This window comes from Microbacterium sp. Yaish 1, from assembly GCF_002245215.1.
In the GTDB taxonomy this organism is placed as follows: domain Bacteria; phylum Actinomycetota; class Actinomycetes; order Actinomycetales; family Microbacteriaceae; genus Microbacterium.
Window position 1 is genome coordinate 1,274,553 of record NZ_NPMR01000001.1, and the last position, 21,998, is coordinate 1,296,550.

The 21,998-nt window shown below is 72.2% G+C and carries 26 protein-coding genes and 1 pseudogene; 25 read left to right on the forward strand and 2 right to left on the reverse strand.

Translation table 11 applies throughout. The features are described 5' to 3' along the window. Window positions 1–74 precede the first annotated feature (74 nt). The 23 genes from CI089_RS06025 to csrA all read left to right on the forward strand — a co-directional run bounded on the left by CI089_RS06025 (window position 75) and on the right by csrA (window position 18,878). The gene (locus CI089_RS06025; protein ID WP_071918941.1) at window positions 75–416 is read left to right on the forward strand and encodes a flagellar basal body rod protein FlgB; all 342 of its coding nucleotides are present in this window, start codon (window positions 75–77) and stop codon (window positions 414–416) included. Then, a complete protein-coding gene (locus CI089_RS06030; protein WP_023953675.1) occupies window positions 413–805 on the forward strand; it encodes a flagellar basal body rod protein FlgC in 393 nt (130 codons plus the stop codon). The genes CI089_RS06025 and CI089_RS06030 overlap by 4 nt, the downstream gene beginning before the upstream one ends. Further along, complete coding sequence (fliE, locus tag CI089_RS06035) at window positions 805–1,110, forward strand: flagellar hook-basal body complex protein FliE (RefSeq protein WP_094260677.1); 306 nt, start codon at window positions 805–807, stop codon at window positions 1,108–1,110. Before CI089_RS06030 ends, fliE begins: the two co-directional genes overlap by 1 nt. Continuing rightward, window positions 1,110–2,735, forward strand: coding sequence for a flagellar basal-body MS-ring/collar protein FliF (fliF, locus tag CI089_RS06040; protein WP_094260678.1), 1,626 nt, complete (start codon window positions 1,110–1,112; stop codon window positions 2,733–2,735). Before fliE ends, fliF begins: the two co-directional genes overlap by 1 nt. After that, window positions 2,732–3,733, forward strand: coding sequence for a flagellar motor switch protein FliG (gene fliG, locus CI089_RS06045; RefSeq protein ID WP_094260679.1), 1,002 nt, complete (start codon window positions 2,732–2,734; stop codon window positions 3,731–3,733). Before fliF ends, fliG begins: the two co-directional genes overlap by 4 nt. Continuing rightward, window positions 3,723–4,340 (forward strand): FliH/SctL family protein, encoded by a 618-nt coding sequence (locus CI089_RS06050; RefSeq protein ID WP_094260680.1) that lies wholly within the window; start codon window positions 3,723–3,725, stop codon window positions 4,338–4,340. The genes fliG and CI089_RS06050 overlap by 11 nt, the downstream gene beginning before the upstream one ends. Then, on the forward strand, window positions 4,337–5,656 hold the full coding sequence (locus tag CI089_RS06055) for a FliI/YscN family ATPase (protein WP_094260681.1): 1,320 nt from the start codon (window positions 4,337–4,339) through the stop codon (window positions 5,654–5,656). Before CI089_RS06050 ends, CI089_RS06055 begins: the two co-directional genes overlap by 4 nt. After that, the gene (locus CI089_RS06060; protein ID WP_179223244.1) at window positions 5,653–6,129 is read left to right on the forward strand and encodes a hypothetical protein; all 477 of its coding nucleotides are present in this window, start codon (window positions 5,653–5,655) and stop codon (window positions 6,127–6,129) included. Before CI089_RS06055 ends, CI089_RS06060 begins: the two co-directional genes overlap by 4 nt. Then, window positions 6,126–7,604 carry a flagellar hook-length control protein FliK gene (locus CI089_RS06065; protein ID WP_143738925.1) on the forward strand — a complete coding sequence of 493 codons (1,479 nt, stop codon included), beginning with the start codon at window positions 6,126–6,128 and terminating at the stop codon, window positions 7,602–7,604. The genes CI089_RS06060 and CI089_RS06065 overlap by 4 nt, the downstream gene beginning before the upstream one ends. Window positions 7,605–7,618: 14 nt before the next feature. After that, entirely contained in the window at window positions 7,619–8,062 is a 444-nt protein-coding gene (locus tag CI089_RS06070; RefSeq protein ID WP_094260683.1) for a flagellar hook assembly protein FlgD, read from the forward strand. A gap of 58 nt (window positions 8,063–8,120) precedes the next feature. Next, window positions 8,121–9,281 (forward strand): flagellar hook protein FlgE, encoded by a 1,161-nt coding sequence (locus tag CI089_RS06075; protein WP_094260684.1) that lies wholly within the window; start codon window positions 8,121–8,123, stop codon window positions 9,279–9,281. 200 nt (window positions 9,282–9,481) lie between these two features. Beyond that, window positions 9,482–9,745: a flagellar FlbD family protein gene (locus CI089_RS06080; protein ID WP_094260685.1), complete on the forward strand. Its 264-nt coding sequence runs from the start codon at window positions 9,482–9,484 to the stop codon at window positions 9,743–9,745. Then, window positions 9,745–10,548 (forward strand): motility protein A, encoded by an 804-nt coding sequence (locus CI089_RS06085; protein WP_023953665.1) that lies wholly within the window; start codon window positions 9,745–9,747, stop codon window positions 10,546–10,548. The genes CI089_RS06080 and CI089_RS06085 overlap by 1 nt, the downstream gene beginning before the upstream one ends. Further along, window positions 10,545–11,354: an OmpA/MotB family protein gene (locus tag CI089_RS06090; protein ID WP_023953664.1), complete on the forward strand. Its 810-nt coding sequence runs from the start codon at window positions 10,545–10,547 to the stop codon at window positions 11,352–11,354. The genes CI089_RS06085 and CI089_RS06090 overlap by 4 nt, the downstream gene beginning before the upstream one ends. 159 nt (window positions 11,355–11,513) lie before the next feature. After that, the gene (locus tag CI089_RS06095; RefSeq protein WP_094260686.1) at window positions 11,514–12,443 is read left to right on the forward strand and encodes a flagellar motor switch protein FliM; all 930 of its coding nucleotides are present in this window, start codon (window positions 11,514–11,516) and stop codon (window positions 12,441–12,443) included. Continuing rightward, on the forward strand, window positions 12,440–13,090 hold the full coding sequence (gene fliN, locus CI089_RS06100; protein ID WP_094260687.1) for a flagellar motor switch protein FliN: 651 nt from the start codon (window positions 12,440–12,442) through the stop codon (window positions 13,088–13,090). The genes CI089_RS06095 and fliN overlap by 4 nt, the downstream gene beginning before the upstream one ends. Before the next feature lie 49 nt (window positions 13,091–13,139). Further along, entirely contained in the window at window positions 13,140–13,634 is a 495-nt protein-coding gene (locus tag CI089_RS06105) for a flagellar biosynthetic protein FliO (RefSeq protein ID WP_179223245.1), read from the forward strand. Continuing rightward, the gene (gene fliP, locus CI089_RS06110; protein WP_094260689.1) at window positions 13,631–14,365 is read left to right on the forward strand and encodes a flagellar type III secretion system pore protein FliP; all 735 of its coding nucleotides are present in this window, start codon (window positions 13,631–13,633) and stop codon (window positions 14,363–14,365) included. The genes CI089_RS06105 and fliP overlap by 4 nt, the downstream gene beginning before the upstream one ends. Before the next feature lie 12 nt (window positions 14,366–14,377). Further along, the gene (gene fliQ, locus CI089_RS06115; protein ID WP_023953659.1) at window positions 14,378–14,653 is read left to right on the forward strand and encodes a flagellar biosynthesis protein FliQ; all 276 of its coding nucleotides are present in this window, start codon (window positions 14,378–14,380) and stop codon (window positions 14,651–14,653) included. 1 nt (window position 14,654) lies between these two features. Then, on the forward strand, window positions 14,655–15,416 hold the full coding sequence (locus tag CI089_RS06120) for a flagellar biosynthetic protein FliR (RefSeq protein WP_094260690.1): 762 nt from the start codon (window positions 14,655–14,657) through the stop codon (window positions 15,414–15,416). A 13-nt stretch (window positions 15,417–15,429) separates the two neighbouring features. Then, window positions 15,430–16,521: an EscU/YscU/HrcU family type III secretion system export apparatus switch protein gene (locus CI089_RS06125; protein WP_094260691.1), complete on the forward strand. Its 1,092-nt coding sequence runs from the start codon at window positions 15,430–15,432 to the stop codon at window positions 16,519–16,521. Next, window positions 16,518–18,569 (forward strand): flagellar biosynthesis protein FlhA, encoded by a 2,052-nt coding sequence (locus tag CI089_RS06130; RefSeq protein ID WP_094260692.1) that lies wholly within the window; start codon window positions 16,518–16,520, stop codon window positions 18,567–18,569. The genes CI089_RS06125 and CI089_RS06130 overlap by 4 nt, the downstream gene beginning before the upstream one ends. Before the next feature lie 54 nt (window positions 18,570–18,623). Next, complete coding sequence (csrA, locus tag CI089_RS06135) at window positions 18,624–18,878, forward strand: carbon storage regulator CsrA (protein ID WP_094260693.1); 255 nt, start codon at window positions 18,624–18,626, stop codon at window positions 18,876–18,878. A gap of 19 nt (window positions 18,879–18,897) precedes the next feature. Here csrA and CI089_RS06140 read toward each other — a convergent pair whose 3' ends face one another. Together CI089_RS06140 and CI089_RS06145 are read right to left on the reverse strand one after the other, a co-directional pair. Then, window positions 18,898–19,905, reverse strand: coding sequence for a metal ABC transporter solute-binding protein, Zn/Mn family (locus tag CI089_RS06140; protein ID WP_094260694.1), 1,008 nt, complete (start codon window positions 19,903–19,905; stop codon window positions 18,898–18,900). Window positions 19,906–19,958: 53 nt separating this feature from the next. Beyond that, on the reverse strand, window positions 19,959–20,699 hold the full coding sequence (locus tag CI089_RS06145; RefSeq protein ID WP_094260695.1) for a GntR family transcriptional regulator: 741 nt from the start codon (window positions 20,697–20,699) through the stop codon (window positions 19,959–19,961). 183 nt (window positions 20,700–20,882) lie between these two features. On the opposite strand from CI089_RS06145, the pseudogene CI089_RS16740 reads away from it, so the two are divergent. After that, a pseudogene (locus tag CI089_RS16740) lies at window positions 20,883–21,410 on the forward strand (substrate-binding domain-containing protein); the annotation flags it as partial. Window positions 21,411–21,495: 85 nt separating this feature from the next. After that, window positions 21,496–21,960 (forward strand): hypothetical protein, encoded by a 465-nt coding sequence (locus CI089_RS16575; RefSeq protein WP_373441589.1) that lies wholly within the window; start codon window positions 21,496–21,498, stop codon window positions 21,958–21,960. The last annotated feature ends 38 nt before the right edge of the window (window positions 21,961–21,998 follow it).

Here is a 21,998-nt window from a genome sequence, read left to right on the forward strand (position 1 = left end):
ATAGGGGATGCTGAGCACGGATCGCTCATCCATCGGCCAGGGATCGGCCACATCGTTCGACGGAAGACGCCTTCGTGCTCGAATCTGTGACCACCACCGCGCTCACGAGCGCCCTCTCGGGCCTCGCCGAGCGCCAGCGCGCCATCGCCGACAACATCGCGAACGTCAACACCTCCGGCTACCGGGCCAAGGTCGTCAGCTTCGAGAGCGCCCTGGCGCGCTCGGTCGCACGCGGCGACGGCGCCGTGACGGCCACCGTCCGCGAGTCGACCGCCCCCACCCGGCTCAACGGCAACAACGTCAACCTCGACACCGAGACGCTCGCCAACATCGAGGCGGTGCTGCGGTACCAGTTCGCGGCGCAGGCCGTGGGCGGCACCTTCAGCTCGCTCCAGACCGCGATGAGGACCTCATGACCTTCGACGCCATCGGCATCGCCGGGTCGGGCCTGACGGCCCACCGCACCTGGCTCGACGCGCTCAGCGACAACATCGCCAACATCAACACCGCCGTCGCGCCCGGCGACGACGCGTTCCGCCAGCGCTACATCGCGGTCGAGTCGGCGGGCGATCCGGGCGGCGTGCGCGTCGCGGGCGCCGTCTGGGGCGGCACGGAGGGCCGGCTCGTGCACGAGCCGAACAATCCGCTCGCCGACGCCGACGGCTACGTCCGCTACCCCGACATCGATCTCGGCGAGCAGATGAGCCACCTGATCCTCGCGCAGCGCGGCTACCAGGCCAACGCGGCCGTCGTCGACCGCGCGAAGACGACCTATGAGGCCGCGCTGCAGATCGGACGCCGCTGATGCCGCCGCTGTCGGGCATCGACGCCCTGGGCGCGGCCGCATCCGCCCTCACCTCGAGCACCCGCTCCCCCCAGCAGACCGACGGCGCCGACTTCGGCGCGAGCATCACCGGCGCGGTCGACGAGCTGCGCGCGATGCAGTCGACGTCGAACGAGCTGGCCGTCGCGGCCGTCACGGGTGACCTCGACGACATCCACTCCGCGATGATCGCGTCGTCGCGCGCCTCGGTCACCCTCGAGCTCATCGCCGCCGTGCGCAACAAGGGCGTCGAGGCCTTCAACGACATCATGCGGATGCAGGCCTGATGCCCGCCGCCGTCACCTCGCTCTGGACCCGCCTGCGCGCGACGATCGCCGGGTTCACCCTCGCCCAGCGCACGATCGCGATCATCGGCATCGCGGTGCTCGCGATGGGCGTGTTCGCCCTGGCGAGCTGGATGTCGCGTCCGACCCTCACGCCGCTGTTCTCGGGCCTGTCGGCCTCGGACGCCAGCGCGGTGGTCGAGCAGCTGCGCTCGGGCTCGATCCCCTACGAGCTGACAGACGGCGGATCGACCGTGCTCGTGCCCGAGGCCGCCGTGTACGAGCAGCGCCTCGCCGCCGCCGCCGCGGGCCTGCCGAGCGCGGAGTCGTCGGGGTACTCGCTCTTCGACAAGATGGGCGTGACGAGCTCGGAGTTCCAGCAGTCGGTCACCTACAAGCGCGCGATCGAGGGCGAGCTCGCCCGCACGATCGGCGCCCTCGAGAACGTCACGACGGCCTCGGTGCAGCTCGCGCTGCCCGAGGAGAGCGTGTTCGTCTCGCAGAAGGTCGAGCCCACGGCATCCGTCTTCATCGAGACCTCCCGCGGAGTCGCGCTGCCGCCCGAGCAGGTCGAGGCGATCGTCCACCTCACCTCGGCGGCCGTCAGCGGGATGAAGCCCGAGAACGTCGCGGTCGTGGATGCCGCCGGGCGCACCCTGTCGGCGATCGGCGGCGACGCCACCCGCAACGCCGACCAGCAGGCGGGGGCCTATGAGACCCGCATGGCCGCCAGCGTGCAGCAGATGCTCGACACCGTGCTCGGCACCGGCAACGCGACCGTATCGGTCGCCGCCGAGATGCAGCAGGCGGCGACCGAGCGCGTCGACGAGACCTACACCCCGGTCGAGGGTGCGCTGCCGGCCACCGAGGAGTCGAGCACCGAGAGCTACACCGGCACCGGGGGCCAGACCGGCGTCCTGGGCACGGAGCTTCCCGCCGGCGTCGGCGGCGCGGGCACCTACGAGTCGACGCAGACGAACCGCTCGAACGTCGTGAACAAGACCGTCGAGAGCACCTCGACGCCGGCGGGCGCCGTCGCCCGGCAGACCGTCGCCGTCGCCGTCAACGCCGACGGCACCGATGTCGTCGACGTCGCGCAGCTCGAGGCCCTCGTGACCTCGGCCGCCGGCATCGACCGGGCCCGCGGCGACCAGGTGACCGTCGAGCTCGTCGCCTTCAGCGATCAGGGCGCCGCAGCCGCCCAGGCCGCCCTCGACGCGGCTCGCGAGGCGGAGGAGGCCGAGCGCTCCGCCGAGACGCTCCGCACCGCGATCATCGCCGTCGTCGTCGTGCTCGGACTCGTCGGCGCGACGATCGCGGGCCTGGTGATCGCCCGCCGCCGGCGCGCTGCCGCTGAGGCGGAGTCGGTCATGACGCTCACGCCGGTCGACGAGCCGCTCGATCGGTTCGACGCCCTCACCCGGGGCCTCGCGACCCCGCTCCTCGACGAGGCGCCCACGGTGCCCCTGCCCGCGATGGCGGTCGACCCCGAACCGGAGCCCGACCCGGAGCCCGTGCAGGTGGCCCTCGACCGCCGTCGCGCCGAGATCGGCGACTTCGCCCGCCGCGACCCCGCCCGCACCGCCGACCTGCTGCGCCGGCTCGTCCGGGACTCGGCCGACGCATGAGCGAGCTCACCGGAACCCAGACGGCGGCCGTCGTCATCATGAACCTCGACCGGGCGCAGGCCGTCGAGGTGCTCAAGCACCTCTCCGACGACGAGGCCGAGGCGATCGCGGCGGAGATCATCCGGCTGCGCGACCTCGACCTCGAGACGACGCGCGATGCGCTGACCGACTTCCAGCGGGTCGTGAGGGGACACCTGCCGCCCGTCCGCGGCGGGCGCGACCTCGCGACGGGGCTGCTGGAGGCTTCGCTCGGTCCCGAGCGGGCCGCGGGGGTCCTGACGAAGGTGTCGTCGTCGATGACCAGCTCGTCGTTCGAGTTCCTCACCGCCGTCGAGCCGGCCCAGGTGGCCAGCATCCTCGACGGCGAGCTCCCTCAGACGGTCGCGCTCGTCATCGCGCATCTGCCGGTGGAGCGCGCCGCGGCCGTCCTCGCCGAGATCGCCGATCCCGCCCGCACCGACGTCGCGCAGGCGATCGCGACGATGGGAACCGCGTCGCAGGATGCCGTGGCCGTCGTCGCCACCGCGCTGCGCGCGCGCTCGGGTGCACTGACCACGCGCGACGCCCGCGAGACCCTCGGGGGCGTGCAGCCCCTGGTCGACATCATCAACCGGTCGGACGCGACCGTCGAGAAGGCCCTGCTCGCGAGCATCGAGGCGCGCGACAGCGCCCTGGCCGAAGACATCCGCTCGCGCATGTTCACCTTCGCCGACATCGTCGTGCTCGACGACCGCGACGCCCAGCGCGTCCTGCGCGGCATCGACGTCCGTGTGCTCGCCCTCGCGCTGAAGGGCTCGTCGGGTCCCGTCGCCGACGTGATCCTCCGCAACATGACCGAACGCAACCGCGAGGCGCTGCAGGAGGAGTCGCGTCTGCTCGGCACCGTGCGGGTCTCGCAGGTCGAGGAGGCGCGTGCGGCGATCGTCCGGACGATCCGCGAGCTCGAGGCCGCCGGCGACATCCGGGTGCAACGGGTCGAGGAGGAGTATGTCGTCTGATGCCTTCACCCGCCTCGAGATCCCGCGCCTGTCGGGTCCGTCGCTCACCCAGGAGCGCGACCGTGCCCGCTCCCGCGGTCACGCCGCCGGGTACGCCGAGGGGATGCGGCTGGCTGCGGCCCACGCCGAGCGCGACGCAGCGGAACGGGCCGAGCGGGAGCACGCGGCGGACGCAGCCGCCCGGGCGCGCGTGGCCGCCGCCGTCGCGGCGCTCGAGCGCGCGGCCGCTCGGTTCGACGCGCGCGCGGCGGAGCTGACGGCGCCCGTCGTGGCCGAGCTTCATGCGATGGCGATCGAGCTGGCGCAGGCGATCGTCGAGCGCGAGCTGTCCGATCCCGTGCGCGCGGCGCTCACGACCGCGGCCCGGGTCGAGAACGCGGTAGCGGATGGCGAGGCCGCCGAGCCGCCGGTCGTCCGACTCTCCGGCGCCGACGTCGACGTCGTCGCCTCGGCCCTCACGGGAACGCTGCCGCGATCGGTCACGATCGAGGTCGACCCGGGGCTCGCGCCCGGCGACGCGACGATCCGCCTCGCCGACGGCGCGATCGATCTGAGGATCGCCGCCGCGTTCGCGCGGGCGCGGCGGGCTCTCGAGGACAGCGCGTGAGCGGGGGCTGGTCGGCCGTCGTCGAGGCCGCGCGCCCGCTGCGGACCGGAACCGTCTCGCGGATCGTCGGCCTCGGTGTCGACATCCGCGGCGTGCCCGGGGCCGTCGGCGACCTGGTCGAGCTCGGCGGGACGACCGATCGCGGGGCGGCCGGCATCCCCGCGGAGGTCGTCGCCGCGGACCGCGGCATCCTGCGCTGCATGCCGCTCGGGGTCACCGACGGACTGCGCGTCGGCGACGCGGCGCGCGCCCTGTCCGGTCGCGCCCGCGTGCCGGTCGGCCCCGCCGTGCTCGGGCGCGTGCTCGACGGGCTCGGCCGTCCCATCGACGGCCGCGGCCCCCTCGTCGCGCCACGGGTCGACCTCGACCACGCCCCGCCGTCGGCGATGGGACGCGAGCGCATCACCGAGCCGCTCGTCACCGGGGTGCGCGCGATCGACACGCTCACCCCGCTCGGCCGCGGTCAGCGGGTAGGACTGTTCGCCGGGTCGGGCGTCGGCAAGTCGTCGCTGCTGTCGATGATCGCGCGGGGGTCGTCGGCCTCGGCCAACGTCATCGCCCTCGTCGGCGAGCGCGGCCGCGAGGTGAGGGAGTTCCTCGAGGACGACCTCGGCCCCGAGGGGCTCGCACGCTCGGTCGTCGTCGTCTCGACATCCGATCAGCCCGCCATGGCGCGCCTGCGGGCGGCCTCGACGGCGACGCGCATCGCCGAGTCGTTCCGCGACGAGGGTCAGCACGTCGTCCTGATGATGGACTCGCTCACCCGCGTCGCGATGGCCCAGCGCGAGATCGGCCTGGCCGCCGGCGAACCGCCCGCGACCCGCGGCTACCCGCCCTCGACGTTCCCCGTGCTCGCCCGACTGCTCGAGCGGGCCGGCACCGATCGGCACGGGTCGATCACGGGCATCTACACCGTGCTCGTCGAGGGAGACGACCACAACGAGCCCGTCGCCGACACGGTGCGCTCGATCCTCGACGGACACCTCGTGCTCGACCGGACGCTCGCCGTCACCGGGCACCACCCCGCCATCGACGTGCTCGGATCGGTGTCCCGGCTCGCCGGCAAGGTCGCGACCGGCGATCAGCGCCGGCTCGCCACGACGCTGCGCTCGGTGCTCGCCGCCCGCCAGGAGGCCCACGACCTCATCGGCGTCGGCGCCTACCAGGCGGGAGCGAACCCGAGGGTCGACGCCGCGGTCGCCTCCGCTCGGGCGATCGATGCGTTCCTCCGGCAAGACCTGGATGACCGCTCCCCCGCCGCCGAGTCGTGGCGCCGTCTCGGAGAGCTCGTCGCCTCGTTCGGAGACGTCTCGTGAAGCGCGGCTTCCCCCTGGCGGGGCTGCTGCGCATCCGCGGCATCCAGCAGCGTGCCGCGGCGGCGCATCTCTCGCGCGCCGCGATGGAGGAGCAGCGCACCGAGGCCCGCGATCGGCAGCTGCGGGCGGCCCTGACCACGTCGGCCGAGACGCCCGGCGACATCCGCACGCTCGCGGCCCTCGCGGCCAGCCGTGTGGCCGCCCGCAGCCTGCTGACCGACCTCGACACGCTCCGGCGAGCGCAGCGCGCGGACGTCGATGCGGCTCGCGCGGGCCTCGACGACGCCCGCCGGGCCGAGCGAGGCATCGAGCGACTGGCCGATGCGTTCCATGAACGGGAACGCGCGAGACGGGATGCCGCCGAGCAGGCCGTGCTCGACGAGATCGCGCTGCGCTCGGCGAGCGGGATGTCGGATGTGTCGGATGCGCCGGGTACTCCGGGAGCACGGGCCCGGGACGAGGGGGCGTCATGAGTATGTGGGGTCTCGCACTCGGAACGTCGACCGCCGTCGCGCGTCCTCGCGGCAGCGGAGGGCCGAGCGGCGGCGACGGCGGCGGCGAGGGTGCGGCGGCGTCCGATGCCTTCGCCCTCGTGCTCGCCGGGCAGGCCGCGGTCGCGGTGCCGGTGGGCGGAGTGGACGCTGCCGGGGCCGGCGTCGGAGCGGGCGGCGGGTCGTTCGGCGTCGACCCGCACACGGGCGCACTGCAGGGCTCGGAGTCCGGCTCGTCCGACGCGGCGGAGGCGGCAGCACTCGATGACGACGCGGACGCGGCAACGGGCGATGCGGCAGTGCTGCTCGCCGTCATCAGTACGGGCACAGGCGCCGGGCCCATGAGCGGAATGTCGGGCACCGGGGTCTCGGATGATGCGGGTCCGGCTGCGGGAAGGACGAGCAGAGAACTCGGTACCGAGACGCTGACGTCGACCGCGGCTGTGCCGGTCGCCGCCGATCGCGCGACACCGCTGGCCGGAGGTGCGCTGGCAGGAGGAGCGCTGGTAGGAACGAGGGGCGCGCCGGCGGCAGGGGCGACGGCAGAGGCGCCGACAGCGCCGAAGACGGCGGAGACGGCAGAGGCGCCGACAGCGCCGAAGACGGCGGAGACGGCAACCGCGGCGGAGACAGCAGCGACGGCAGCCGCGACGGAGACAGCAGCCGCGACGGCGATGGCGACCGACGCAGCCCCGATGACGGCGCCCGAGAAGACGACAGCACGGGAGACGACGTCCGCCGGGGCTACACCCGCAGCGATGACCGCGCCGACCGCGCGGACCGCACCGGAGCCCGTGCCGGGATCCGCGGACGTGTCCGCAGCGGCATCCGTGACGCCGACGCCCGGTTCGCAGCCCGCGCCCGCTCAGCCCGGCCCGGCTCAGTCCGCGCCGGCGCAAGCGCCCACGCCCGCGCCCACGCCCACGCACGGCGCTCATGCGCAATCCGCGCCGGCCCTCGCGCCTCAGCTGCGCGGCCCCGTCCTCTCGCTCGTCGCCGCCGAGCCCGGCCGCCACACCATGGTGCTGCGCGTCTCGCCCGAGAGCCTCGGGCCGATCACCGTCACGGCGCACATCTCCGGGTCGTCGATCACCGTCGAGCTGGCCTCCGGTACGGCGGCGGCGCACGATGCGATCCGGGCGGTCCTCGGCGACCTGCGCCGCGATCTCGCCGTGCTCGCGCCCTTCTCGTCCGTGAGCCTGACCCCGGGTGACGATGCGTCACGGGTGTCGTCGTCGCTCCCGGCCCTGGCGCAGCACGCCGCGACGGGCGGAGCAGGCGGGTCGGCCGGCCAGCCCTCGGACGGCGGAGCGTCCGACGGAACGCCGCAGCAGACCCCCGACGACCCGGGTCGCGGCGGGCGCTCCGGTCACGCACCCGCTGCTCCCGCGGACCGCCCGCACGACCCCGCCCAGCCCGTGCCTCTCGAGGCCGGTCGCATCGACCTCTACGCCTGAATCGGAGAATCACCATGAGCAGCGTTCCGCCCGTCGGCGTCGTGGGTGCCACGCCCACGGCATCCGCCCCTCCCGCACCGAAGCAGACCCTCGATTCCGAGGTCTTCCTGCAGCTGCTCGTCGCGCAGATGAAGAACCAGGACCCGAGCTCGCCGCTCGACACCAACGAGATGATGGCGCAGACGACGCAGCTCGCCATGATGGAGCAGCTCGTCGCGCTCACCACCACCTCGTCGGAGCACTTCGCCCTCACGATGCGCCAGACCGCCGCCGCACTCGTCGGCCAGCAGGCCTCGTACGTCGACGCCGACGGCACGACCCACAGCGGTCGCGTGACCCAGGTGTCGTTCGAGAAGGGCGTGCCGCTCGTGACGATCGGCGGCACGGCGGTTCCCCTCGACGTCGTCTCGGGCATCGCGGTGTCGGATGCCGCGCCGCCCGCGGCATCCGCATCCTGAGCCCCCCCTGCTCCGGCAACCCCCATCACCACGCCAGCCCCACACCGAAGGACACTCCATGCTCCGCTCGCTCTACGCCGGCATCTCCGGCCTCCGCTCGCACCAGACCATGCTCGATGTCACGGGCAACAACATCGCCAACGTCAACACCGTCGGGTTCAAGGCGGGCTCGGTGCAGTTCCAGGACACGCTGTCGCAGATCGTCCAGAACTCCCGCGCCGCGCAGGCCGGAGCCGGCGGCACGAACGCCGCTCAGGTCGGCCTCGGCACCCAGGTCGCCGCGGTCCGCACGAACTTCACGCAGGGATCGCAGCAGGCCACCGGCGTGCCCACCGACCTCATGATCGCGGGCGACGGCTTCTTCGTCGTGCGCAACGGCGCCGAGACGCTCTACACGCGCAACGGCTCGTTCGGCTTCGACTCCGCGGGTCGCCTGACCACCAAGGACGGCGCGCTCGTGCAGGGCTGGACCGCCGTCGACGGTGTCGTGCCGACGGGCGGGCCGGTCGGCAACATCGCCCTCCCGGTGGGCGCGACCTCGCCCGGGCGCGCGACGACGTCCGCCGCGGTGACGGGCAACCTGCCCTCGGGCTCGGCGGTCGGCGAGAAGCTCGTCCGCGACGTCACCGTCTACGACGCGCAGGGCGAGTCCCGCCAGCTCGCTCTCACCTTCACCCGCACCGCGGGCGGCTGGGACGTCACCGACGGCACCACGACGACGCAGCTCGCCTTCACCGACGGACGCCTGACAACGACGCCCGCGACGATCACCTCGGGCGGTGTCGCGGTCGATCTCTCGGCCATCACCGGCTACGCCGACCTCAGCACCGTCAAGCTCGGCGGTCAGGACGGGCGCGCGCCCGGCAGCCTCGTGTCGTACACGCTGTCGGCCGACGGCAGCCTCGTCGGCGCCTTCAGCAACGGAGCGACATCGGTGCTCGCGCAGATCGCCCTCGCATCCTTCGACAATCCCGAGGGTCTCGAGAAGGCCGGGTCGTCGCAGTACCGTGCCGGCGCCAACTCGGGCGCGGCCGCCGTCGGCACGGCGGGCACCGACGACCGCGGCGGGCTCGTCAGCGGAGCGCTGGAGATGTCGAACGTCGACCTCTCGCAGGAGTTCACGAACCTCATCGTCGCGCAGCGCGGATTCCAGGCGAACGCCCGCATCATCACGACGAGCGACGAGGTGCTGCAGGAGCTGACCAACCTCAAGCGCTGATCGCGCAGGCCCGCAACTCCTCAGAATCCGTCCTGGTTCGGCCTCGCGGCCCGCGCGCGGCACCGGTCACGACGGATTCTGAGGAGTTGTGCACGCGGCCGCGACGCTAACCGACCGCCCCGCGCTGCCGACAGTTCCCTCGGAGCCGCCGTACCCGCGACGACCCGTTCCCCCGCGCGCTGACCGACGAGAAGGGCGACATGATCGTTCTGACACGACTGAACCGTCACCGGTTCGCCGTGAACCCCGACCTCGTCGAACGCATCCAGGCGAGCCCCGACACGACGCTCACGCTGGTCGACGGGGCGACGTTCGTCGTCGCCGAGACGATGGATGCCGTCATCCAGAGCATCGTCGAGTTCCGAGCTCGCGTGCTGGCGACGGCGCTCGGCCATGCCGCGGCACCCGACCCCGCCACGGCCCCCGCCACCACCACGGCCACCGCACCGGAGGGTGAGCGCTGATGGATCCGTCACTCCTCATCGGCATCCTGCTGGCCTTCGGCGGCCTGTGGGCGATGATCCAGCTCGAGGGGGCGAGCCTCAACGCTCTGCTCCTTCCCGCGCCGATGGTGCTGGTCTTCGGCGCGACCATCGCGATCGGCATCGCGGGAGGCACGCTCCGGGATGCCGCGGGGGCGGTGCGCGCCCTGCCGCGAGCCTTCGTCGGCATCAAGGGATCGACCGAGGCGCTCATCGACACCGTCGTGGGGTATGCCGAGAAGGCTCGCGCCGAGGGGCTGCTCGCCCTCGAGAGCGCCGTGGCCGACGAGAAGGATCCGCTGCTGCGCCATGCCCTGCAGAGCATCGCCGACGGAACGGATGCCGAAGACCTGCGGGTCGTGCTCGAGGACCGCGTCGCCACCGTCGCCGCGGAGCGCCGCACGGCCTCGCGCTTCTACTCGGCCCTCGGCGGGTACGCCCCGACGGTCGGCATCGTCGGCACGGTCGTCTCGCTCACCCACGTGCTGGAGTACCTCGACAAGCCCGACCAGCTCGGACCGCTCATCGCCGCCGCCTTCGTCGCGACCCTGTGGGGACTGCTGTCGGCGAACTTCATCTGGCTGCCGATCGGCACGCGGCTGCAGCGCCTCGCCGAGATCGAGGTCGACCGGATGACGCTCGTGACCGAGGGGATGCTCGCCGTCCAGGCGGGGAACCCGCCGATGCTGGTCGCCGAGCGCCTGCGGGCCCTCGCGCCCGAGACCAAGCCCGGCCGCGGCCGCGCGAAGGCGGCGGCCGACGAGCCAGCGGACGCCGGAGTATGAGCGCGCCGCGTCGCCGCCGCGTCATGGAGTCGTCGCACGAGGGCCCCGACGAGCGCTGGATGGCGTCGTACCTCGACATGATCACCGTGATGATGTGCATGTTCATCGTCATGTTCGCGATGTCCAACGTCGACCAGGAGAAGTTCGAGCAGCTGCGCGCTTCGCTCGCGACCGGGTTCGGGTCGGAGATCTCCGAGACCCGCGACGTCTCGGAGGGTGTCGTCGTGCCGCCCGAGCTGGTCGAGGAGGAGGGCGAGGGATTCGTCGAGACGCCGACCGCTCCGACTCCGGCCGAGCAGGAGTACAGCTCGCTCGACGACCTGCGCTCACGCCTCGAGGGCGCTCTCGCCGAGCAGGGCCTGGGCGACGCCGCGACCTTCACCATCGACGACCGGGGCCTCACGATCGGTCTCGTGAGCGCCGAGACGTTCTTCGACACCAACAGCACCGACCTGAGCGACCGGGCCCGGGCCGTGCTCGACGCCGCCGGGGCCGTGCTCGCCGCCGACGCGCACCTCATCTCGGTCGAGGGCCACGCCGACGCCCGCCCCGCTATCGCACCCTTCGCCGACAACTGGGAGCTCTCCACCGCGCGGGCCAACGGCGTGCTCGGCTACCTCGTCGACGCACGCGGGGTCGCGCGCGAGCGCATCAGCTCCGTGGGGTTCGGGTCGTCGCGGCCGCTCGCCGAGGGATCGAGCGCCGAGGCCCTCGCGCAGAACCGTCGCGTCGACATCGTCGTGCTCTCGGATGCCGACGCGCAGGTGCGCGGCGAGCTCCCCGCTCTCGCCGCCGCCGACGGCTGACTCCGCGGGCTCACCTGGCAGAACTCGCCCCTTCCCCAGCCCTGAGCAGGCACGAACGGCCAACCCAACCCAGCTCAACCCGAGCCCGCGCCCGAACCCGCGCCCACCCCGCGAAGCCCGGGGCTAACCAGACGCGCGACGCGACCGATAGTCCCCGCCGTGCAGACCGTGCCGACCGCCCCGAGCGTGCGAACCGAGGATGCCGCGACCGCGGCCCCGGAACGCTACGACTTCGGGCGACCCGCGGCGCTGTCCCGCGAGCACACGCGCGCCCTGGCGGGGGCCTTCGACGCCTTCGCGCGCCAGTGGGCGATGCTCCTCGCCGCGAAGGCGCGCGTGCGCGCGCACATCGCCCTCGAACGCGTGAGCCTCGAGACCTACGACGAGTACGTCGCCACGGTCCCGCCGACGACGACGCTCGTGCTGTGCTCCGACGCGAGCTCGGACGATCGCGCGGTCATCGAGTTCCCGCTGCCGTCGGCGCTGTCGTGGATCGTGAAGATGCTCGGCGGTGACGGCTCGCAGCGGCCCGAAGCACGCGCCCTCACGGCGATCGAGCAGGCGCTCATCCGCTCGCTCATGGACGAGACCCTCGGCCACCTCCGCACGGCCCTCGGATCCCTCCTGCCGCGCGAGCTGAGCGTCGGCGCCGTGCAGTACAACGCCGCTTTCGCCCAGGTCGTCGGCGGTCAGGACCTCGTCGTGGTGGCCCGCTTCTCGATGCGCCTGGCCGACCGCACCGAGAGCGCGACGATCGCCCTCCCCGCCGCGACGCTGCTCGAGCGCCTGTCCGACAGCGCCTCGGCGCCGCGGGCGACGAACGACCCGGGCCTCGTCCGCCGGCACGTCGAGCAGACGCCCGTCGAGGTGACGCTGCGGCTCGCGCCGCGCGCCGTCCGCCCCGCCGAGGTGCTCGACCTCGCCGTCGGTGATGTCATCTCGCTCGCGCACGCCGCCGACCGTCCCCTCGATCTCGCCGTCGACGAGCACGTCGTCGCATCCGCCGCCGTGGGGTCGCACGGCGCGCGCCTCGCGTGCGTCGTGACGGCATCCGATCTCTCCCCCGCGCTGTCCGAGGAGTCGCCATGACCAGCACCACCACCCACGAGGCCGCAGCCGCGGCGGCGTTCGCCGACCGCCTGCCGACCGCGTCGCGCATCACCGCCCGCCCCGGGACGAGCGCGGGTGAGACCGGCGACGCGGTCATCGTCTCGTCGGTCGGCGACACGAGCGCGGCCCTCGCGGTCGTGGTCCTCGACGAGTCGGCGCTCGTCGGCGCGGACGCCGCCCTGCCGCTGTCCGAACGACTCCGCGACGCCCTCGACGCCGCCGCGACGGCATTCGGGCCGAGCGTGCTCGGCGAGGCGAGCATCGGCGACGCCTCGTCGCTGTTCGCCCACCCCGCCGCGCAGGTGTTCGACCTCGTCGACGAGGATGCCCGGGTCATCGGGCGTCTCGCGGTCCGCGTGTCGCACCCCGCCGCTGCCTCGCCGCGCCGCCTGCAGCGCATCGCGGGCGTCGAGATGGAGCTGACCGTCGAGGTCGGCCGCACCCGCATGACCGTCCGCGACGTGCTCGACCTCGAGCCGGGCCGCATCATCGAGCTCGACCGCTCGGCCGGCGCCCCCGCCGACGTGAAGCTCAACGGACGGCTCATCGCCCACGGCGAGATCGTCGTCGTCGACCAGGACTACGCGGTGCGCATCACGCGCATCATCGAGAACGCGGAGGCCTGACATCGACGATCTGCTGCTCGCCCTGCGCGTCGTCGTCTCCCTCGGCGTCGTGCTCGCGATCGTGTGGGTGCTGCAACGGCGCTTCTCGCGCGGCAGCACTGGCGGGGCACGCACGAGCCGTGCGCGAGGCACCAGACCGACACGCTCGGATGCCGTCGCCGACATCACCGTCGTCGCCAAGCGCGGCATCGGGCCGAAGGCCCAGGTCGCCGTCGTCGAGATCGACGGGGCCCGTTACGTGCTCGGCATCACCGAGGGCGGGGTGTCGATGCTCGACCGGATCGACCCGACGCCCGGCACCACGACAGGGCATACCGTGACAGGGCACACCGCGACAGGGCACCCCGCGCCGGCGGATGCCGCGCACGGCGACGAAACGGCGCGCCCGGCTCTGCGGGATGTCGCGGGCGACGCGCCTCTCGCACCGCCCGTGCCCCTGCTCCGCGCGCAGGCCCGCGCCGAACGCACTGCCCGCACCACCCGCCCGGCGACCATGACCGCGCGCGATGCCGCACAGGTGCTGCGCCGGGCCCTGGGCGCGTGATCTCCGGCGGCGCGCTCGGCGCGCTCGTGCTCGTCGCCGCCTCGACGCCCCCGCCGAACGGCGGCATCTCGGTCGACATCAACGGCATCGACGGCACGCCCTCGTCGTCGGTGCTGACGCTCATCGGCATCACGCTGCTGTCGGTCGCCCCGGCGCTGCTGCTGATGATGTCGTCGTTCACGAAGATCTTCGTCGTGCTCGCGATGACCCGGAACGCCCTCTCCCTGCCCACCATCCCGCCCAACCAGGTGCTCGCGGGCCTCGCCCTGTTCCTGACCCTCTTCGTGATGTGGCCGGTGCTGACCGAGATCAACACGGTCGCCGTCCAGCCCTACGTCGACGGCTCGCTGACGTTCACCGACGCGGTCGGCGTCGGCGCCGACCCGCTGCGCAGCTGGATGCTGTCGTTCACGCGCGAGGAGGACCTCGCGCTCATGACCCGGTTCGCGGGGGCCGAGAATCCCCAGGATCCGGCGAGCGTCCCCATGATCACCCTCATCCCCGCGTTCATGATCTCCGAGCTGCGCGCAGCGTTCATCATCGGCTTCGTCATCTTCGTGCCGTTCCTCGTGATCGACCTCGTCGTCGCGGCGGCGCTGATGTCGATGGGCATGATGATGCTCCCGCCGGTGATGATCTCGCTGCCCTTCAAGATCCTGCTGTTCGTGCTCGTCGACGGGTGGGGGCTCATCCTCCGCACCCTCATGGAGAGCTACGGAGCGGGCGGATGACCGGGGGCACGCGTGAACCCTGAAGCCGTCCTCGACATCGGCATGGAGGGCGTCGTGCTCGCCGCGAAGCTGGCCGCCCCGCTGCTGATCACGGCACTCGTGGTCGGCTTCGCCATCTCGCTCCTGCAGTCGATCACGCAGATCCAGGAGGTCACGCTCTCGTTCGTGCCGAAGGCCGTCGCCGTCGCGATCGCACTCGTCGTGTGCGGGCACTGGATGATCGCCGAGGCGATCGCCTTCACGCACACCATGTTCGACCGCATCCCGCACCTGCTCTCGGGCGGCTGAGATGCAGCTGCTGCTCGACTTCGCCTGGATCGAGGCCACGGGACTCGCCGCGGTCCGCACGACCGCCTTCGTCTTCACGGCCCCGCCCTTCTCGTACGGCGCTTTCCCGGCCCGCATCAAGGCGATGGTCGCGATCGGCGTCGCCCTCGCCCTCAGCGGCACGGTGGCGCCGGGCTACCAGAGCCTCGACACCGGCGCCTTCTTCCTCGCCCTGACCGCTCAGGTCGTCACGGGGGCGCTGCTCGGCTTCCTCGTGATGACGTGCTTCGCCGTCGTGCAGTCGGCCGGCGGCCTGATCGACGTCTTCGGCGGATTCCAGCTCGCGCAGGGCTTCGATCCGCAGATGAACGTCAACGGCGCCCAGTTCACGCGCCTGTTCCAAATGATCGCCCTCGCCCTGCTCTTCGCGAGCAACGGCTACCAGCTCATCCTCGCGGGGCTGGCCCGGAGCTTCACGGCCATCCCCGTCGACGGGATGCTCGACCTCGCTCGCCCGGTCGAGCTTCTGGTCGACACGGCGTCGCAGCTGCTCGTGGCCGCGTTGCAGATCGCCGGCCCCCTGCTGCTCGTGCTCTTCCTCGCCGACATCGCGCTCGGGCTCGTCAGCCGCGTCGCCCCGGCGCTCAACGCGTTCGCGCTCGGATTCCCGCTGAAGATCATCCTGACGTTCCTCCTCGCCGGCAGCGTCATCCTCGCCCTGCCCGCCGTCGTCGGGGCGCTCACCGACCAGGCGACCGGCCTGCTGATCGGCGGAACCCGATGAACGGCGGCGCCTCATGAGCAGCGACAGCGGGGAACGCACCGAGCAGGCGAGCCGCCGGCAGCTGCGCGAGGCTCATCGCAAGGGCAAGCTGTCGCGCAGCCAGGACCTGTCCGCCTGGCTCGCGATCGGCACCGTCGCGCTGGTCCTCCCCGCCATGATCGGGGCGGGCGCGGATGCCGGGGCGGCGCAGTTCGTCGAGATCGCCGCCGTCATCCGCCACCCCGACCCCGATCACGCCGTCGCCGTCCTGTCGTCGGCGCTCGGCAGCATCCCGGCCGTCGTCGGCACGGCGCTGCTCGCCGTCGCGATCGTCGCGATCGTCGGGTCGGTCGCCCAGGGCGGCGTCCATCTGCGCGGGGTGCCGGCGCGCTTCGAGCAGTTCAACGTGCTGAACGGCGTCAAGCGGCTCTTCGGCCTGCAGGCCCTCTGGGAAGGCGCGAAGGCGCTCCTCAAGACCGCCGCCATCGGCCTCGCCCTGTGGTTCGTCATCGCCGGTCTCATGCCCGTGCTCACGATGAGCGGCGCCCACCCGATCACCCGGCTGCTCGAGATCGCCTCGAACGTCGTGACCGCGCTGCTCATCACCGCCGTCGCCGTCGGCATCCTGCTGGCCGCGATCGACGTCCTCGTCGTCATGCGCCGCAATCGCAAGCACACCCGCGTGACGAAGAAGGAAGCGCGCGACGAGCACAAGAACTCCGAGGGCGACCCGCTCATCCGCAGCCAGCGCCGCGCCCGGCAGATGGCGATGAGCCGAAACCGCATGATCGCCGCCGTCGGAGATGCGGATGTCGTGCTCGTGAACCCCACGCACATCGCCGTCGCGCTGCGCTACGAGCCCGGCAAGTCGGCGCCGCGGGTCGTCGCGAAGGGACAGGGCCTCATCGCCGAACGCATCCGCGAGCGGGCGCACGATGCCGGCGTCCCGCTCGTCCGCGACATCCCGCTCGCCCGTGCCCTGCACGGCGCGTGCGAGCTCGGCCAGGAGATCCCCGGCGATCTCTACACCGCCGTCGCCCGCGTGCTCGTCTTCGTCGACGGGCTCAAGCGCCGCGGCGCGGCACGCGGCGTCCACACCGTTCCCGAGAGGAAGGCACCCCGATGAACATCCTGAGAAGGTCGCTCGTGCCGATCGGGGTCGTCGGCATCATCATGCTGCTGATCGTGCCGGTGCCGCCGCCGATCCTCGACGTCCTCATCATCACCAACATCCTGTTCGCCCTGCTGATCCTGCTGACGGCGATGTTCGTGAAGCGGCCGCTCGATTTCGCGGTCTTCCCCTCACTGCTGCTGGTGGCGACGCTGTTCCGGCTCGGCCTGAACGTCGCCTCGACGAAGCTCGTGCTGGGCGAGGCGCACGCGGGACAGGTCATCGACGCGTTCGCCGCGATCGCCGTGGGCGGATCGCTCGTCATCGGCATCGTGGTGTTCCTGATCCTCATCGTCATCCAGTTCGTCGTCGTGACGAAGGGCGCCGAGCGCGTCGCCGAGGTGGGCGCCCGGTTCACCCTCGACGCGATGCCCGGCAAGCAGATGGCGATCGACGCCGACCTCAACGCCGGTCTCATCAGCGACGCCGAAGCGCGGCGCCGGCGCGCCGAGATCGCTGCCGAGGCCGACTTCTACGGCGCGATGGACGGCGCCTCGAAGTTCGTCAAGGGCGACGCGATCGCCGGACTCGTCATCATCATCATCAACCTCGTCGGCGGGGTCGCGATCGGCATGCTCTCGAAGGGCATGGAGGCGGGCGAGGCCCTCAACACCTACGCCCTCCTCACGATCGGCGACGGCCTCGTCACGCAGATCCCCGCGCTGCTGATGGCGGTCGCGACGGGCATGATCGTCACCCGGTCGGGGGCGGAGTCCGACATGGGCTCGGCCGCCGCGGCGCAGCTGACGCAGTCGCGCAACGCCCTGTCGATCGCGGGCGGCGCGGCGATCGTGATGTCGTTCATCCCCGGGATGCCGATGCTGCCCTTCCTCGTCATCGGCGCGACCCTGCTGCTCATCGCGCAGCGGGTCGGGCGCCGCGAGCAGACCCAGGCTGCCGAGGACGCCCCTGCCGTCGATCCTCGCGGCGTCGTCGACACCCCCGAGGAGCTGGCCGAGCGGATGCGGGTGCACGCGCTCGAGATCCTGCTCGCTCCCGACATCGTCGACCTCGTCACCGGCGGCCCCGACGACCTGCTCGGACGCGTACGCGCCCTGCGCCGCAAGACCGCGCTCGAGCTCGGACTCATCGTCCCGCCCGTGCGCACGCGCGACAGCATCGAGCTGCCGCCCTCGACCTACGTCATCCGGGTCGCCGGCATCGAGGCGGGCCGGGGTGTCGCACCTCGGGCATCGCTCCTCGCCCTCGGCTCGGGACTGGAGACCCTGCCCGGGCGGGCGTCGCCCGACCCCGTGTTCGGCATCGACGGCAAGTGGGTTCCGCTCGAGATGCGGCACAGCGCGGAACTCGCGGGAGCGACGGTCGTCGACCGGGCGAGCGTCATCATCACGCACCTCTCCTCGGTGATCCAGGCTCACGCCGCACGGCTCCTCAGCCGCGAGGACGTCCGCCAGCTCACCGAGACGCTGCGGCAGTCGAGCCCCGCAGCGGTCGAGGAGCTCACGCCGGCGCTGCTCTCGCTGGCGGAGGTGCAGCGCGTGCTGCAGGGCCTGCTCGCCGAGCGCATCCCGATCAACGACCTGACCCGCATCTACGAGGCGCTCGCGCTGCGCGCCAAGACCACGACCGACCCCGACGCCCTGATCGAGGCGGCGCGTCTCGCGCTCGGGCCCGCGGTGGCGACGCGCTTCGCCGAGCAGGGGCGGCTGCGCATCGTGATGATCGACCCGCTGCTCGAGCAGTCGATGCTCGAGGCGATGCGGCCGAGCGAGGACGGTCCGCACATCGCGCTCGACCCGCACCGGCTGGAGGCGGTCGTCGCGTCGACGCGCGCGGCGCTGGAGGCGGCAGGCCCCGGCCCCGAGCCGGTGCTCGTGTGCGCCCCGTCGCTGCGCTCGGCCGTGCGGCGCCTCATCTCGTCGCAGACCGACGGGCTGCCGGTGCTGTCGTACACGGAAGCGACGGCCGGGGGTCTCGCGATCGACACGGTGGGCGTGGTCCGGGACAGCATCGGCGACGCGCACGCCATCGCGACCGCATGAGACTCGCGTCAGGTGCGGGGCGCGCGGACCGCGTCCGGAAAGTAGGGTGATCGAGTGCTGGTGTTGACGAGACGGGTCGGTGAGAAGGTGCTCATCGGCGACGACATCGAGCTCACGGTGCTCGAGGTCAAGGGCGACAGCATCCGGCTCGGCATTGAAGCGCCGCGGTCGACCCGCATCCAGCGCGCCGAGATCGTCGCTGCCGTCGAGAACGAGAACGTCTCGGCGGCCCGCACGTCCGCGGACGAGCAGCAGGCCCTCCTGAACGCACTCGTCCGCCGCCAGGGCGAGGCCCCGACGGCGGACTGAGCGGAATCTCGGGGGCGGTTCAGCCCGCGAGCGCGCCCGAGATCGCGTCGATGTTCTGCTGCATCCAGCCGACGTAGTCGACGCCGTCGGGCATCAGCTCGGTGAACTCCAGCACGGGGATGTTCAGCTCACCGGCGAGCTTCGTGATCTCCGTCGTCTCGGCGCCGCCCGTCTGGGCGTTGACGATCACGATCCGGACCTCGCCCGAACGCAGGATCTGCTGCGCCTCGAGAAGCGTCGCGGGCGGAACGTCCTGACCCTCCTCGACGGCCTCGCTGAACGCGGCCGGAGTCGCGTTCTCGAGACCCGCCGCCGCGGCGAGATAGAGCGGCACCGGCTCGGTCACGAAGATCTTCTCGCCCTGATGAGCTGCGGAGATCGTCTCGAGCGACGTCTCGAGGCCGTTGATCCGCTCGATGAGCGCCTGGGCGTTCGCCTGGAAGGTCTCAGCCTGGGCCGCGTCCAGCTCGCCGAGCTCGTGCGCGATGTCTTCGACGAGGTGGGCGATCGTGTGCGGGTCGTACCAGACGTGCTCGTTGAACCCCTCGATGTGGTCATGACCCTCGTGGTCGTGACCGTGGCCGTCGCCGTCATCCGAGGCGTGCTCGTCGGCTTCGTCCGAGGCGTGGTCGTCGTGGCCCTTCGCCCCGGGGAAGTCGTGCGAGAACTCGACCGCCGTGAGCACGGGGGCCGTGCTGCCGCTGGCCTCGACCAGTCCGTCGAGGAACGAGTCGTAGCCGCCGCCGTTCTCGATGACGAGATCGGCCTGCGAGACCGTCAGCTGATCGCGCGCCGAGGCTTCGTACGAGTGCGGGTCCTGTGCGAGCGAGGTCACGATCGAGGTCACCTCGACCGCGTCGCCCCCGACCTCGGCGGCCAGCGAACCGTACACGTTCGTCGAGGCGACGACGCTGATCTTGCCGTCGTCCGAACCGCTCGCGGCCGGCGACGAGGTGCCGGCGCAGCCGGCGAGAGCGAGGGATGCCGCTGCCACGAGCGCGGCGGCAGGGAGGAGTCGACGGGTCATGCCGTCGATTGTACGTTACTGATAATCGTTCTCTTGACCACGGGAGAACGAGGTCAGCGGATTCCCACGTAGAAGCGCGATTCGTCACTGCGATGAAGCGCCAGGTATCGCTCGAACGGCTGCCCCTCGGCATCCCACGCGATCGACTCGATCGACAGCACCGGCTGCCCCGGGGCGAGCTCGAGGAGCTCGGCATCCGCCGGCTCGGGGACGACGGCGCTGAGCCAGCGATCGGCACCGCTCGGCTGCACCCCGAAGTTGCGCCGCAGGTGCTCGTAGAGCGAGCGGTTCTCGAGGTTGGCGCGCGCGAGCGTGGGGAACCGGTCGTGCGGCAGCACCGTGTCGACGAGCAGCCAGGGCGTCTCATCGACACGACGCAAGCGACGCAGCCGCACCACGGGCGCCCCGACCGGGATGCGGAGAGCCTCGGCGTCCGCCGCCTCGGCAGTCCCGACGGCGAAGTCGAGCACGCGGGTCGTCACCACCCGGCCCGTTCCGGCGAGGTCGTCCGACGACCCCGCCATCGATCCGACGAATCGCAGGTCGGGCCGCGCCGGCGCGACGAACGATCCGCGTGCGCGGACCTTGTAGATCAACCCGGCGCGCACCATGTCGGCGAGGGCTTCCCGGACGACCGTGCGCGAGACCCCGAAGCGGTCGATGAGCTCCGACTCGGACGGCAGCGCCTGGTCGGGCCGCAACCGTCCCGACTCGATCTCTCCGCGCAGGGCGAGCGACAGCTGCTGCCACAGCGGGAGATCGGACGAGCGGTCGAGCGTCGTCGCTGCGGTCATGGAAGCCTCCTCGATCGGGCCGTCACGGCGAGCGTATCCGGCGCCGTGTTGACACCCGGCGGCCCGCTCCCTATCTTAGTCATCACCAACTTGTCATGACAGGTTGGTTGTTACGAGTTTGGCAGCCCGCACGCCCTCGTGACATCGGCACCTCGCAACGATGCGACACCAGGAGGCACAACGATGACGTTCCCGACCACCCGCCGTCTGCTCGCCGCAGCGGCCGCGACAGCGATCTCCGCTCTCGTCCTCGCCGGCTGCGCCGGCAGCCCGACCGACGCCGCCGGCGGTGAACCCCAGGGCCTGAAGGTGGCCCTCTCGAACGGGTTCGTCAACGGCTGGCGCCTGACCCTCATCGACAAGTTCGAGACGGAGGCCGCGAAGCTCAAGGAGAGCGGCGTCGTCTCCGACTACAGCGTCGTCAACGCCCCGGGCGAGAACAGCGCGACCGAGCAGGCGTCCCAGATCCGCAGCCTCATGCTGCAGAACCCCGACGTGCTCATGGTGATCCCCGCCTCGTCGACCGCTCTCGTGCCCGTCGTCGAGGAGGCGTGCGCCGCCGGCATCACGGTCGTGATCGTCGACGCCGACATGGACACCAGCTGCGGCGTCGTCGTGCGCAACGACTACGGGCAGTGGGGCGCCGACTCGCTCCAGCCCGCGCTCGACGCGATCGGGGGCACCGGCGACATCATCCTCAACCGCGGCGTCATCGGCTCGCAGCCCGACGAGGCGTTCTACGCCCGCCAGCAGGAGATCCTCGCCGACTACCCCGACGTGGAAGGTCGCGGCCGAGGTGAACGGCTTCTGCGACGCCGCGACGGCGCAGAAGGAGATCGTCGCGATCCTCGGGTCGATGCCCCCGATCGCCGCCGTCCCCGGATGCATCGGCGGCATGGGCGTCGTGCAGGCGTTCCAGTCGGCCGGGCGCGACATCCCGGTCGTCGTGTTCGACACCGACGGCAAGTCGCTGTCGTTCTGGAAGGACAGCGGCATCGACAACGGCTCGTTCGCCGCGCTGACCGATCCCGGCCAGATCGTCGCCGCCCTCTACGCCGCGATCGCGAAGCTGCGCGGCGACGAGGTGCCCGACGAGGTCGTCCTCCCGCTCGTGCAGGTCACGCAGGAGAACCTCGACTACTGGGTCGAGACCCTCGGCACCGACGAGTACGCCGCGAACGCCTGGGACGAGGAGACCACCGACGCCGCGATCGCGGCTCTGCTGGCCGGCGAAGACGTCGCCACGCCCGCGCTGCCCTGACGCCCGCTGACACCGTGGCCGACCAGCTCGAACCAGGA

Coding starts and splice junctions, on each gene's coding strand:
- CI089_RS06030 (WP_023953675.1), top strand. CDS start 413: ATGACCTTCGACGCCATCGGCATCGCCGGGTCGGGCCTGACGGCCCAC.
- fliE (WP_094260677.1), top strand. CDS start 805: ATGCCGCCGCTGTCGGGCATCGACGCCCTGGGCGCGGCCGCATCCGCC.
- fliF (WP_094260678.1), top strand. CDS start 1,110: ATGCCCGCCGCCGTCACCTCGCTCTGGACCCGCCTGCGCGCGACGATC.
- fliG (WP_094260679.1), top strand. CDS start 2,732: ATGAGCGAGCTCACCGGAACCCAGACGGCGGCCGTCGTCATCATGAAC.
- CI089_RS06050 (WP_094260680.1), top strand. CDS start 3,723: ATGTCGTCTGATGCCTTCACCCGCCTCGAGATCCCGCGCCTGTCGGGT.
- CI089_RS06065 (WP_143738925.1), top strand. CDS start 6,126: ATGAGTATGTGGGGTCTCGCACTCGGAACGTCGACCGCCGTCGCGCGT.
- CI089_RS06070 (WP_094260683.1), top strand. CDS start 7,619: ATGAGCAGCGTTCCGCCCGTCGGCGTCGTGGGTGCCACGCCCACGGCA.
- CI089_RS06075 (WP_094260684.1), top strand. CDS start 8,121: ATGCTCCGCTCGCTCTACGCCGGCATCTCCGGCCTCCGCTCGCACCAG.
- CI089_RS06080 (WP_094260685.1), top strand. CDS start 9,482: ATGATCGTTCTGACACGACTGAACCGTCACCGGTTCGCCGTGAACCCC.
- CI089_RS06085 (WP_023953665.1), top strand. CDS start 9,745: ATGGATCCGTCACTCCTCATCGGCATCCTGCTGGCCTTCGGCGGCCTG.
- CI089_RS06090 (WP_023953664.1), top strand. CDS start 10,545: ATGAGCGCGCCGCGTCGCCGCCGCGTCATGGAGTCGTCGCACGAGGGC.
- fliN (WP_094260687.1), top strand. CDS start 12,440: ATGACCAGCACCACCACCCACGAGGCCGCAGCCGCGGCGGCGTTCGCC.
- CI089_RS06120 (WP_094260690.1), top strand. CDS start 14,655: ATGCAGCTGCTGCTCGACTTCGCCTGGATCGAGGCCACGGGACTCGCC.
- CI089_RS06125 (WP_094260691.1), top strand. CDS start 15,430: ATGAGCAGCGACAGCGGGGAACGCACCGAGCAGGCGAGCCGCCGGCAG.
- CI089_RS06130 (WP_094260692.1), top strand. CDS start 16,518: ATGAACATCCTGAGAAGGTCGCTCGTGCCGATCGGGGTCGTCGGCATC.
- CI089_RS06140 (WP_094260694.1), bottom strand. CDS start 19,905: ATGACCCGTCGACTCCTCCCTGCCGCCGCGCTCGTGGCAGCGGCATCC.
- CI089_RS06145 (WP_094260695.1), bottom strand. CDS start 20,699: ATGACCGCAGCGACGACGCTCGACCGCTCGTCCGATCTCCCGCTGTGG.